Source organism: Limnobacter olei (assembly GCF_029087225.1).
Taxonomy (GTDB): Bacteria; Pseudomonadota; Gammaproteobacteria; order Burkholderiales; family Burkholderiaceae_B; genus Limnobacter; species Limnobacter olei.
Genome location: NZ_JARFJD010000012.1, coordinates 134,337 through 146,436 on the forward strand (window position 1 = coordinate 134,337; position 12,100 = coordinate 146,436).

A 12,100-nucleotide genomic window follows, 5' to 3' on the forward strand; every position below is an offset into this window, starting at 1 on the left:
AATTAAGGCAGTAAAATGCCCCTGTTTGTCCAGTGTGAGCACTTTACTGACAAAAATCAAGACTTTACCGATAAAACCTGGGATCGAGAACAGGCGCTGGTTTCAGGGTTGGCCGCAGTTCTTTTTCAGTCGTACTTCCCTGCACGCGGCTGCGTTCCGAGCTTTTCTCAACCTCAAGCCGCTGCGCCGGGGTCAGTACAAATCCAGCTGCCTTCTCCACTTCGGTCTGACTAACATCCAAACCCAGCTTTTCCGCAATTTTTTGATCAGCCGGACTGCTGGCAATGTCGGCCGTATCTTTCAAGCTACTCTCCAGGCGCTCGCGCTCGGGAGTTTTCGAGAAAAACAACTCAAACCAATCGCCCTCTGCACCGGGGGTTGGCATCATCAAGCCCATGGCATGCATCAAGCGGAAACTCGCATCCCGTGCATCAAACACTGCGTTAATGTATGCAATCAAAACGTTGAAGTACTCAACTTGGGCATCCAGCATCACGATCACGGTTTCACGGCCAAAATCGCGAAGCCTTTTGCGGTTTTTGAATACCTGCAAAGAATCGGCGTAAGCGCCGCGCAGAGTCACCGATCGCGACTGCCCGGCTGACCATTTACCCCACTGAAAGCGGACACTTTCCTCGACCCGCAATCGGGCTGCGGCCAATTGAGCACGCCGGGTATCAATCGTGGCTGCCGCCTGATTCACTCGAGCGACCTGTTCGCCGCCTGAGAACGCGCTGTACTGCAAACGCAGGTTCACGGAGCTGTCGGTTCTGTCACCGGTAAAGGGGTCAGGTTCACCAAAAAATTGCTGAATACCCACCAGGTTTAAAGACGGGTACAGGCTTGCATCCTCAGCCGTGTAGTTGTGTCGCGCTTTCACGATCTGGCTTTCAGCCACACGAATTTCCGGGTTGGAAAACAGCGCTTTCGTGACCGCTTCATCTACCAGCTGGGGCAGCATGTTGCGCTGAATTTCCAGTTCTGGCACGTTGTAGCCCTCGGGATAAACACCGAAGTAACGGAAGTAAGTGGCACGGGCCTCTTCAAACTGTCCTTCAAAATTCACCAGCCGGTCACGAGTGACCGCCAAACGGGCTTTGGCAAATTGTGCATCGGTGACGCCGCTTCCGCCCAACTCAACCCGACGCTCCTCAAGGGCTAGCAATTGGGCGACGGCAGCCTCTGCGGCTCGGGAGGCTTCCACCAACAATGCGTTGCGCGACAAGGTGCTGCTGGCCAAGAAGCTTTCAAGCACCACGTCTTGAATTGTTTTTACAAATTGTCCATCTGCAATAGTGCCATCGGTTTCTGCCGCTTTTACCCTCGCGGTAATGCGGCCCGCGGTGTACAGGGGCTGGGTCACCGTAATATCAGTCGATTGCCGGTTGGTCACGGTTGAACTGGAACTGGCGTTTGCACCCACGGTAATGCGCGGGAAATAAGCGGCTCGCGCACCATCTTCGATGAATTGCGAAGCATTCACATTGATGCGTGAAGTCACAATTTCAGGGTTGGTACGCAACATGTTCAGGAAGCGAATTTTGGTGAGCTCTTCCTTGCTCATTTTTGCAGCCTCTGCCGGAGCGATGCGTCGTGCACGAAACTCGTTGTTGTCGTTGCCTACATTGTCAGAAGGCTGGTCGCTCACTGGCAGATCTTGCGCACCCACTGGAAATGCAAGAAGGCCCGCAATCAGCACATACAGTGCTTTGCGAGCCCATACGCCCCCCTGGGTCATGTCCAATTGTGTTGTCATGTGTTGCTTTATGGTTCTCTGAAGGCTTCTTGCTTCAGCTTCAATACAGGTTTTAACAAATAATAAATAAAGGGTTGTGAACCCACGTTAATGTCAACTTCAGCAGTCATACCCGGTGAAATGCGCAACGGTGCATCAGGCGTGCCAAAAAACGCCTTGTCTGTACTTACAATCAACCGGTAATAGGGGCCGGTTTCTTCCGTACCGGGGTCAGTGTCAGCTGCAATTTGGGTCACCTTGCCGGGCAAAGTGCCATAGCGCAAAAAGTCATAGGCGGACACTTTCACTTCCGAAGGTTGGTCCATGGTGACGTAGCCTCGGTCTGCTGGTGAAAGTCGGGTTTCAACCACTAACACCTCATCGACTGGCACCACTTCCATAATGGGTTCACCTTGGCGAACCACGTTGCCCACCGCTTGCAGCTTCAGGTTTTTCACCACACCATCAATCGGTGACCGAATCACAGCACGGTCGCGCTGATCGCTGGCTCGATCAATTTCATCTTTCAAACTGGCCAACTGGCGTTCCAGTGTTGTTAATTCATCCGCAGCCCTGCGGCGGAACTTGCCGTCTTCTTCCACCCGACGGGCGCGGCTTTGACCAACTGAGGCCTGGGCCGATGCAATGGTTTGCCGCATAGAGGCAATTTCAGCGGTCAAACTGTCGTAATCGCGTTTCTTGGTCAAATATTCAAGCTGAGACACAAGGCGTTCGCGAACCAGTTCTCGGGTAATTTCCAGTTCACGCAAGGTAGTCACTGCGCGATTCTCCAAGCCTTCAAGCTTGGCTTGCAATTCGCCCACCTTACCCTGGTTGCCCAGCATCTGGCTGTCATTCACGCCCAGAATACCGTTCAATTCAGTAATGCGGGCAATGTAGGTGGACTGCTCGGTGCGATACAAATCGGGATAGTCTGCAATAATTTCTGCGGGATATTCTGGTGCCTTGCCCGAAGCCTCGCCCAGCAAGCGCGCACGGCTCATCTCCAGTGCGGCACGCCGGCTTTTCAATTCTTCAATGTTGATGCCTGAAGTGGCCAGGTTCAGTTGAACCAGCATAGCCCCTTCTTTGACCAAATCACCCTCTTTCACAGCCAGGTCCTGAACAATACCGCCTTCCAGGTGCTGAATACTCTTGACTCGTGTCGATGGAATCACCTTGCCCGGCGCGGTCACCACCTGGTCAACGCGGATGAACAAGGATGCGAACAAAGACAGCGCAATCAAACCCAGAGCAAACCTGCTTTTGGTGTCGAACCCACCACCATTGGGTTTGTATAGGGCGGGGACTTCATAGGGCTTCAGATCATTTTTGCCGACTTCGGCCAATGCATTGTTCGACTTCATGATTTCTCGACCTTCGCTCATCACGCTTGAGCGGCCTTGCCGCCCGCATCCGAATTTGCTTGCCCTTCAGTACCGTTGGCCCCTAGCGTCTGCTTGGCAGCCTCGGAAGTCACTTGCGACGCAGCCTTGGGTGCGGCAGGCACCGGCTTCGGCACTGAAATGCCGTACAACAGTTTCAACATCTCTGGTGTGGCACCTACATGCAACTTCGAAGCCTTGTCCAAATAAATGATCTTGTCGCAAATGGACATTAAACGCACTGAATGCGTCACCATGATGATGGTCTTCACTGTGGCCAGGCTTTTAAACACGGCCATCAAGTGAGTTTCTGCCGCAAAATCCAGGTCGTTCGTGGGTTCATCCAACAGCAATACAGGCGCGTCCGACAAAAAGGCCTGGGTAATAGCGACCCGGCGGCGTTGTCCCCCCGACAAGCGGTTACCCCCCTCGCCCACTTGCGTCATATAGCCATCTGGCATTTTCGCGATAAACTCATGCGCACCTGAGCGCTTGGCAGCCAACAAAATTTGCTCGTCACTGGCGTCCGGATTGGAGCGACGCAAGTTTTCGACAATCGTGCCTTCAAACAATTGAGAGGTTTGGGGCAAAAACCCAATCCACTTGGAAAGCTCCTGGCGGGAAAACTGCGACAAATCATATTCATCCAGCAAAACGCGGCCACTTTGGGGCTCATAAAGACCACGCAGCAACTTCAGCAAGGTTGATTTGCCCGCACCGTTGTCGCCGGCCAAACCGTAAATGCCACGGGGACCAATTTGAGCCGAAACCGACTTGACCACTTCCTTTTGTGCACCAACGTGCTGATAGCTAACATTTTCAAGGCGCAAAGCACCCGAAGGCATGGGCAGGTTCAAACCTGTGTGTTGCTTCTCCTCATCGGCTGCAAACACTTTGTTCAAGCGGTCCGTGGCTTCACGGGAATGTGCAATCGAGCGCCAGTGACCAGTCAATGCAGCCAATGGGCCAATCGCCTTGGCGGCCAGCATGTTCGAAGCAATCAAACCACCCACAGTCATCCATTGGTTGATCACCGCATAGGCGCCAACGGCTGTAATGGCCACGTTCACACACAACATAATGGAGACCGACAGCTCGCGCTGGTCTTCCATTTCACCATTTTTCTGGAATGATTCCTGAACCCAAGAGTTGTAGCTTGACACCCAGGCGCGCTTGGCGGAGTCATCTTGCACCAAGCTTTTAATTGCTTCACGGCCCCGGCAAACCTCGGCCAACACTTCATCCCGGCGACGAGCACGAGAAAACTCTTCCACACGGCGCTTTCGGAATTCACCCGAGCTATACCAGGACAAAGCAGCCAAACACACCAAACCGATCAGCACCACAGGCAACACTGGCAAGGCGATTGTTGCGATCAATCCAATGGCCAGAATGGCAAATGGCAGATCAAGAATGGTCATGGCAACCGCGCCACTCCAAACCACTCGCACGGTGTCCACATCTTTAAACAGGGAATACCAGGCAGCGGTTGAACGAGCCTCCAACTGCCTCAAGGGGATCGACAGAATCTTGTTCATCAATTTGCTGGCGATTTGACCATCAATTTTTACCGCAGCCACACGCAGAACTCTAGCCCGGAACGAACGCAAGATCAGGTCTGCTGCAAGCAAAATACCCATGCCGATCAACAAGGCGGTCAGCGTATTCAGGCCCGAGCGATAAATAACCCGGTCATAGACCTGTAAGGAAAACACTGCGGGGAACAAAGCCACCAAATTCACGAAAATCGACAACAAAGCCGCGCGCTTTAGCAAAGGCAAGGCGCTGCGAATGACCCCCTCAACTGTTTTTGAGTTGGATGCCTCGACCGCATTATTGCCATCGGAAGCGGTGTCTGCGGATTTTTCCGGTTTCAAGCCGAAATTCCAGAGCGCTTCGAGTCTTTCTTTGAACAAATATTTAACCGACATTGCGAGTCCCTAGGTTACACAGCACCTGCCGAACCAGCCATGCGCAACTGCTGCGCCTTGAGTCGTTCAAGCAATACCAGGTACGAGGCGATCAAACGGACAACTGCAGGGCGCATGCCGGCCAACTGTTCGCGAGTCAACTTGGCCAACGGGTTTTCCAAGCGGGTTTTAGCATCGGGCTGCGCATCGATTGCACGACATACGCGCTCAAATACATTGCTCAGGGCGGCATCTACTTCCACTTCTGACATCGCGGAATACAATACCTGCGGCTTGGCATCAATCAAACTAAGCCGCTCCTGCCAACTAAGCACCGACTTGGCCAATACCGGGTCCAATCTCAACTGTCCTTCAAATGCGGTGCGCTCGGCTCCGCGCATCACACCAAGTACGTAGTCGGCAGCCAACCAGTTTTTGTCGTCGTCAGTCATGCGGCCTCCTTATGCCATGTATCCGGATTGTTCAGTATCCTGGCGACGCGAATTATTCGCGGCCATGGTTGCCAAACCTTCGGACTGAAATTCGTCATATACGGTCTTTAATTCGATCAGGCCCCTGCGAACCCAGGTTTTAACGGTGCCCAATGGCACATCCAAGTGCTCAGAGATCTCTGCATGGCTCATGCCGTGGGTGTAAGCCAGGGTAAGCACCTGGCGATATTTGCCTTCAAGCCTTTGTACACAGGCCTGCATCACCCGGCTGGTTTCCTTGTCATCACTGCTGGTTGAATGGGCCTCAAACACCAATTCATTGGGTTCATCATCCTGGTCAGAAAACTGGTCCAGGGAAATTGAATTCACGGTGTGGCTTTGCTGGGCGATTAAATCAAGCGCCCTGTTTCTCACCACCTGATGCAACCAGGTTTCGGGTGCAGACAATTTGTTGTTGAAGGTGTGGGCGTATCGCCAAAGTCGAATGTAAGCGTCCTGAAGCACGTCTTGAGCCAAACCGGGCTCCCGAACAATGCGCAACGCAACCGCAAACATCTTTCGAGACGTGAGTTGGTACAACTCTTCAAACGCCTTTCGATCGCGATTTGCAATTCGTTCAATTAAAGAAGCGAGCTCTTCTCTCAACCTGGCTGTCCCCGAGATGAAGTCATCTGTGTGTGTTTGATACGTCCTGACACTGTCAATTTACAGTCGAGCGAGACTTTGGTTTTGTCAAAAAGGCCAAGTTTTACTGCTCAAACCACTGAATAGGGCCACCCAACACGGGGGATGTAACTCTTAAGTATCCCCTAGCTAAGGGATACTAGCAAAAGTTCCGATTCCAGAACAGTACTTGCAATGTCTATTTGCTTACATAGTCCTTCGAAATGCAATCCCCCCCAAAGTAATTAACCCGCTTGAAATTACCTACGGGCGCATTGAATCCAAAATTTATCGCCTGAAGTACAAACCGTATATGCAGCAACTCAAACAAATTTAAGCGCGGGGCGAACTATGACCTTAATACCGAGCTGGCCGAGCCAGCCACACATGGGTGGGACTATGAAGAATGAAAAGGGCTTGGCAGGTCGACCACTAACGCCCCGCGAAACGGGCATTCAAAGCACCCCCCCGGGCCGAACAATCAGCCTTCAGCCCATGTTCGTCACTAACCGGACAACCCTTGAAGAAATCGACAACCACCTGGCCAGCGCTGAAACGCGAATCGTGGTGATTACCATTGAAAAAGGGAACAGGCATGGCGAGGCCGTGGTTCAACATATTGGTGCAAGCTATTCCGATGTTCGGGTAGTGTTGGTGTGCGAAGGAAACGCCCAAGACATCTTGGCCATGGCATTCAAGCCTGGAGTGTGGGCTTGTGTAGGCCGCCAATCGTCGGTGGAAACCCTTCGGGAAGCAATTGACACCGTGGCCGCAGGCGCCCGTTACGTGGCCCCTGAACTGGTGAACGCCAAACCAGCTCCTTTTTACGGTTCTTCCGAACAACAAAACCTGGGTAGCCAGATTAATCCATTGGCCGACCAAGACGAAGGCGCTCAATTGACCCGCCGTGAACGTCAAGTGCTCACCTTGATTGCTCAAGGACGCCCTCGCCGGGAAATCGCTGAATTGCTGAAGGTTTCACCGCGCACTATCGACGCTTACCGCGCGCGTTTGCTGCAAAAGCTGAATCTGGACTCCAGCGTTCAACTGGTGAAATACGCAATTTCTGCAGGCATGGCCAGCTAAATGTAAGTTGGTCAAACCTCAATAACAGCAGATTAAAACCCCGCAGCGCTGCGGGGTTTTTTGTTTGTGCAGTTAAAATAACGGTTTCGCGCAACTGACTCGCCCCTTAAACATGAACAAAAAAGCTCTGGTGCTGTTTTCAGGTGGACAGGACAGCACCGTTTGCCTGGCCTGGGCACTCTCCAATTTCGAGCACGTCGAAACTATTGGCTTTGATTACGGGCAACGCCATCGCATTGAACTGGAATGCAGACTGACGGTACTGGACAGAATCCGTGAGCAGTTTCCGCAATGGGCGCACAAACTCGGCGAAGACAGAGTGATTGACCTCAGGTGGCTGGGACAAATTTCCGATTGTGCGTTGACAGAAGAGCGCGAGATCGAGCTAAACGAAACAGGTTTGCCCAATACTTTTGTGCCGGGACGTAACCTGGTGTTCTTTTTGATTTCATCAGCGGTGGCATACCGAAGAGGTTTGTCGACACTGGTTGGCGGCATGTGCCAAACCGACTTCTCAGGTTACCCCGACTGCCGCGAAGACACTTTGAAGGCCTTACAAGTGGCCACCAACCTTGGCATGGCAAGCGCCTTCAGGTTTGAAACACCACTGATGTGGATCGACAAGACCGAAACTTTTCAGCTGGGCGAGCAGCTGGGTGGCAAAAAACTACTTGAAATTATTGTTCGCGACACGCACACCTGCTACACAGGCGACCGGAGCCACGAACACGACTGGGGGTTCGGTTGTGGCGAATGCCCGGCCTGCGATTTGCGCAAACGTGGTTGGAATAACTACATTTCACAACAGAATCAATAGCTTGAAACCGAAAAGAGCAGCACCCCCGAAAGCCGCAACTGGCTTGGGTTTGCACAACATTTAGGCAAGCGAAAAATAAATGAAATTATTTTGCAAAAACGTTTGACACAAAAATTTTTCTTGCTATAATTTCGTTCTCTCAACGACGACACGTTGTTGAAATGCGGGAATAGCTCAGTTGGTAGAGCGATACCTTGCCAAGGTATAGGTCGCGAGTTCGAGTCTCGTTTCCCGCTCCAAATTCCTAAGGGGAAGTGATACACTTCCCCTTTTCTTTGCCCGCCACATTTTGGTGGAACACCCTTGGCGGGGTGGCAGAGTGGTCATGCAGCGGACTGCAACTCCGTGTACGCCGGTTCGATTCCGACCCCCGCCTCCAAGTTTTCAAGCCATCAGCCCGGGTGGTGAAATTGGTAGACACAACGGACTTAAAATCCGTCGCTTACCGTAAAAGGGGCGTACCGGTTCGATTCCGGTCCCGGGCACCACTGGCCAGACTATTCCCAAGTTCAATCGCGCGTACAATAACGCATTGCGTTTAGAACAACCTCAAAGAACAACATCGTGACTCGCCGAATTCTTGTTACCTCTGCCCTGCCCTATGCCAATGGCGCCATTCACCTAGGCCATCTGGTCGAATACATTCAGACCGACATCTGGGTTCGCTTTCAGAAAATGCAAAGCAACGAGGTGTATTACGTGTGTGCCGACGACACACACGGCACACCGGTCATGCTGCGCGCACAAGCCGAGGGCATCAGCCCGGAAGAATTGATCGCGCGCGTGAGTACAGAGCACCAGCGCGACTTCGCCAGCTTCCATGTGGGCTTTGACAACTACTATTCCACCAACGCGCCAGAGAACAAGGCCCATTGCGAGACCATTTACACACGTTTGCGCGATGCAGGGCTCATTCAAACCCGCTCGGTGGAACAGTTCTACGACCCGGTGAAGGAAATGTTTTTGCCGGACCGCTTCATCAAAGGCGAATGCCCGAAGTGCGGCGCAAAAGACCAATACGGAGATTCCTGCGAGGTGTGCGGTGCCACCTACCAGCCCACTGAACTGAAAAACGCCTACTCCACCGTATCGGGTGCAGCGCCCGTGCGCAAAAGCTCCGACCATTATTTCTTCAAGCTTTCAGACCCTCGCTGTGAAAATTTCCTTCGCCAGTGGACACAAAGCGAAGGCCGCCTTCAAGTTGAAGCCAGCCGGAAAATGCAAGAATGGCTGGGTGAGGAAGGCAGTGGCAAACTGGCCGACTGGGACATTTCCCGCGATGCGCCCTACTTCGGGTTCGAGATTCCAGATGCACCTGGCAAGTACTTCTATGTGTGGCTGGATGCACCGGTGGGTTACTTCGCCAGCTTCCAAAACCTGTGCGAACGCATTGGCGTGGACTATCAAGAATTCCTGAAAGCCGACACCAACACCGAGATGATTCACTTCATCGGCAAAGACATTCTTTACTTCCACGCCCTGTTCTGGCCCGCCATGCTTCAGTTTGCCGGTTTGCGCACGCCCACCAAGGTCAACGCACACGGTTTCCTGACTGTAGACGGCGCGAAAATGAGCAAAAGTCGCGGCACCTTCATTACCGCTGAAAGTTTCATTCAACAAGGTTTGAACCCGGAATGGCTGCGCTACTACTTTGCGGCCAAACTCAATTCGACCATGGAAGACCTGGACTTGAGTTTTGCCGATTTCACCGCCCGCGTGAACAGCGACTTGGTGGGCAAATACATCAACATTGCCAGCCGCAGCGCAGGCTTTTTGGTGAAGAACTTTGAAGGCCGCGTGCTGGATTCAGCCATGCAACATCCCCTGCTTGCTGAAATTCGTGCCCAAGCTGCTGCAATCGCAATGCACTATGACGAACGCGAATACGGCAAAGCCATTCGCGAAGTCATGGCCTGCGCCGACAAAGTAAATGCCTATGTGGATCAGGAAAAACCATGGGAGCTTGCAAAAAACCCGGACAAGCAAAATGAATTGCAAACCGCATGCTCAATTTGTCTTGAAGCATTTCGCTTGCTGACACTTTATTTGAAGCCTGTGCTGCCTGTACTGGCCAGCAATGCCGAGAACATTCTGGGCGTTGCCCCGATGACCTGGGCCGATGTAAACACCCCCCTGAGTAGCGCAACACCCGTGCAGGCTTTCAAGCACCTGATGCAGCGTGTGGATCAAAAACAGATTGATGCATTGATCGAGGCCAACAAGCAATCTTTGGTGCCTGCTGCAACTGCTCCGGCAAAAACCGATGGCAAAAAACCCGCCAAGGAAACAGAAAACGCCGGGGCAGATGATTTCATCAACATTGACGACTTCGCGAAGATCGATCTGCGAATTGGTTTGGTTAAAGAATGCAAGGCGGTTGAAGGATCGACCAAACTGCTTCAGCTCACAGTTGATCTCGGCGAAGAAAAACCACGCAATATTTTCTCCGGCATTGCCGCACACTATCAAGCGGAGCAGCTGACTGGCCAATATGTAGTGGTGGTGGCCAACCTGGCGCCACGCAAAATGAAGTTTGGGCTTTCTGAAGGCATGGTGTTGTGCGCCGCCAGCGACGATGACACAGCGCTCAGTACCCTGACCGCTTTGGGCAAACTTACGCCAGGAATGAAAATCAGCTAAATGGAAAACATGGCCGTTCAGCAGCGATGGCAAACACCCATGCAATTTCCATCGGGGATCGGGCTGGCGCCTGATAAAATAGAGAAGTTCTTTTAAACCATTTATTGGCAAACCACCATGCAATACGAATCTGAAGCCACCCAGTTTCTGGCTCAACTCAAAAATGAGCGCCCTCACCTGGAAAATGAGCAGCAAAAAGGCCGAGCCCTGTTGTGGGACAAACAACTGGACAAGAGGCTTCAAGAAGGCTTTAAGGAAGCCAAGGTTGCACAAAAACCCTATGTGTATCAAAGCAAATAAAGTGCAGCCACTTTGAGCAGCGAACTCGACGACATCAGCGTACTAAACCCCAACGACAGCACCCCCAACACGGTGGATGGTGTGGGTTTGGCCCGTCTGTATGGCGCACCGCTGTTCAACATGCCCAAAGACCTGTACATACCACCAGACGCACTGGAGGTGTTTCTGGAGGCTTTTGAAGGCCCGCTGGATTTGCTGCTTTACCTGATCCGCAAGCAAAACTTCAATATTCTAGACATTCCCATGGCGGAACTGACCCGCCAGTACCTCACCTACATTGAAGAAATTCGTACCCGCAACCTTGAGTTGGCTGCTGAATACCTGCTCATGGCCGCCATGCTGATCGAGATCAAATCTCGAATGCTGTTGCCCGTGATTCCCAAAGACGGTGAAGAAGAAGCGGAAGACCCGCGCGCCGAGCTGGCTCGCCGGCTGATTGAATACGAACAAATGAAGCTGGCAGCCCAGGAGCTCGACAAGGTGCCTTTGGTGGGCCGGGATTTCTGGATTGCTCACGCCTTCCACGACCCAAATACTGTTGAACGTTTTCCTGATGTAAACCCAGAAGAACTGCGTGATGCCTGGCAGGCAATTTTGCGTCGCGCATCCCTGGTGAAGGCGCACACAATCTCTCGAGAAGAATTGTCGGTGCGTGAGCACATGACCATGATTTTGCGTCGTCTTCAAACCCAAAAGTTCGTTGAGTTTTTCGACATGTTCGACATTGAACGTGGCGTACCTGTGGTGGTGGTCAACTTCATCGCCATGCTGGAGTTGACGCGCGAAGGCCTGGTGAAAGTAACTCAAGCAGAGCCATTTGCACCAATCTACGTGCGACTGGGTTACGAAGCAACGGGCGGCACTGGGGCAGACAGCATCGTTCCGGCATAGGTCATCGGACAATATTTGTATGCTGAGCGACTTGCGAGCCTTAGCTGCGAGCAATGTGAGGTTTGGGTACTACACAGCCTTGCCGGCTTTGCAATACTTCCCGGCGGCTTCGCAGCGCGGGGCGGTTCCGCCAGGAACCGATGCGAAGATGCTTAAGCGTTTCGCATGCCCCAAGCCAGAGGCATCAAGCCGGATTGAGAAGTATTGCTGAGGCAAGGTGG

Annotated in this window: 10 protein-coding genes and 3 tRNA genes; 8 read left to right on the plus strand and 5 right to left on the minus strand. The window is 52.5% G+C overall.

What is annotated here, in order from left to right:
* Nucleotides 1-64: 64 nt before the first annotated feature.
* Genes PY990_RS08970 through PY990_RS08990 form a run of 5 tightly spaced genes read right to left on the minus strand, consistent with a single transcriptional unit; the run spans nt 65 to nt 6,127 of the window.
* Nucleotides 65-1,756, minus strand: coding sequence for a TolC family protein (locus PY990_RS08970; protein WP_275271321.1), 1,692 nt, complete (start codon nt 1,754-1,756; stop codon nt 65-67).
* 8 nt (nt 1,757-1,764) lie between these two features.
* Nucleotides 1,765-3,102 carry an HlyD family type I secretion periplasmic adaptor subunit gene (locus PY990_RS08975; RefSeq protein WP_275271322.1) on the minus strand — a complete coding sequence of 446 codons (1,338 nt, stop codon included), beginning with the start codon at nt 3,100-3,102 and terminating at the stop codon, nt 1,765-1,767.
* 20 nt (nt 3,103-3,122) lie between these two features.
* On the minus strand, nt 3,123-5,051 hold the full coding sequence (locus tag PY990_RS08980; RefSeq protein ID WP_275271323.1) for a peptidase domain-containing ABC transporter: 1,929 nt from the start codon (nt 5,049-5,051) through the stop codon (nt 3,123-3,125).
* Nucleotides 5,052-5,065: 14 nt separating this feature from the next.
* Nucleotides 5,066-5,482 (minus strand): hypothetical protein, encoded by a 417-nt coding sequence (locus PY990_RS08985; protein WP_275271324.1) that lies wholly within the window; start codon nt 5,480-5,482, stop codon nt 5,066-5,068.
* Nucleotides 5,483-5,491: 9 nt separating this feature from the next.
* Nucleotides 5,492-6,127, minus strand: coding sequence for an RNA polymerase sigma factor (locus PY990_RS08990; RefSeq protein WP_343075073.1), 636 nt, complete (start codon nt 6,125-6,127; stop codon nt 5,492-5,494).
* A gap of 417 nt (nt 6,128-6,544) precedes the next feature.
* On the opposite strand from PY990_RS08990, the gene PY990_RS08995 reads away from it, so the two are divergent.
* The 8 genes from PY990_RS08995 to PY990_RS09030 all read left to right on the plus strand — a co-directional run bounded on the left by PY990_RS08995 (nt 6,545) and on the right by PY990_RS09030 (nt 11,879).
* Entirely contained in the window at nt 6,545-7,231 is a 687-nt protein-coding gene (locus tag PY990_RS08995; protein ID WP_275271326.1) for a response regulator transcription factor, read from the plus strand.
* 112 nt (nt 7,232-7,343) lie between these two features.
* Nucleotides 7,344-8,048 carry a 7-cyano-7-deazaguanine synthase QueC gene (queC, locus tag PY990_RS09000; protein WP_275271327.1) on the plus strand — a complete coding sequence of 235 codons (705 nt, stop codon included), beginning with the start codon at nt 7,344-7,346 and terminating at the stop codon, nt 8,046-8,048.
* Between the two features lie 163 nt (nt 8,049-8,211).
* Nucleotides 8,212-8,287: transfer RNA gene (locus tag PY990_RS09005), tRNA-Gly, on the plus strand.
* 66 nt (nt 8,288-8,353) lie between these two features.
* Nucleotides 8,354-8,427: transfer RNA gene (locus PY990_RS09010), tRNA-Cys, on the plus strand.
* Nucleotides 8,428-8,443: 16 nt separating this feature from the next.
* A tRNA-Leu gene (locus PY990_RS09015) sits at nt 8,444-8,536 on the plus strand.
* 76 nt (nt 8,537-8,612) lie between these two features.
* The gene (metG, locus tag PY990_RS09020) at nt 8,613-10,688 is read left to right on the plus strand and encodes a methionine--tRNA ligase (protein ID WP_275271328.1); all 2,076 of its coding nucleotides are present in this window, start codon (nt 8,613-8,615) and stop codon (nt 10,686-10,688) included.
* Nucleotides 10,689-10,805: 117 nt separating this feature from the next.
* The gene (locus tag PY990_RS09025) at nt 10,806-10,988 is read left to right on the plus strand and encodes a DUF3460 family protein (RefSeq protein WP_171099594.1); all 183 of its coding nucleotides are present in this window, start codon (nt 10,806-10,808) and stop codon (nt 10,986-10,988) included.
* Between the two features lie 12 nt (nt 10,989-11,000).
* Nucleotides 11,001-11,879 carry a segregation and condensation protein A gene (locus tag PY990_RS09030; protein WP_171099595.1) on the plus strand — a complete coding sequence of 293 codons (879 nt, stop codon included), beginning with the start codon at nt 11,001-11,003 and terminating at the stop codon, nt 11,877-11,879.
* Nucleotides 11,880-12,100: the final 221 nt, after the last annotated feature.

What these genes read in the sequence shown, in the direction of transcription:
- queC (WP_275271327.1), top strand. Translation starts at nt 7,344, where the DNA reads ATGAACAAAAAAGCTCTGGTGCTGTTTTCAGGTGGACAGGACAGCACC.
- PY990_RS09025 (WP_171099594.1), top strand. Translation starts at nt 10,806, where the DNA reads ATGCAATACGAATCTGAAGCCACCCAGTTTCTGGCTCAACTCAAAAAT.
- PY990_RS08995 (WP_275271326.1), top strand. Translation starts at nt 6,545, where the DNA reads ATGAAGAATGAAAAGGGCTTGGCAGGTCGACCACTAACGCCCCGCGAA.
- PY990_RS08985 (WP_275271324.1), bottom strand. Translation starts at nt 5,482, where the DNA reads ATGACTGACGACGACAAAAACTGGTTGGCTGCCGACTACGTACTTGGT.
- PY990_RS08975 (WP_275271322.1), bottom strand. Translation starts at nt 3,102, where the DNA reads ATGAAGTCGAACAATGCATTGGCCGAAGTCGGCAAAAATGATCTGAAG.
- PY990_RS08980 (WP_275271323.1), bottom strand. Translation starts at nt 5,051, where the DNA reads ATGTCGGTTAAATATTTGTTCAAAGAAAGACTCGAAGCGCTCTGGAAT.
- PY990_RS08970 (WP_275271321.1), bottom strand. Translation starts at nt 1,756, where the DNA reads ATGACAACACAATTGGACATGACCCAGGGGGGCGTATGGGCTCGCAAA.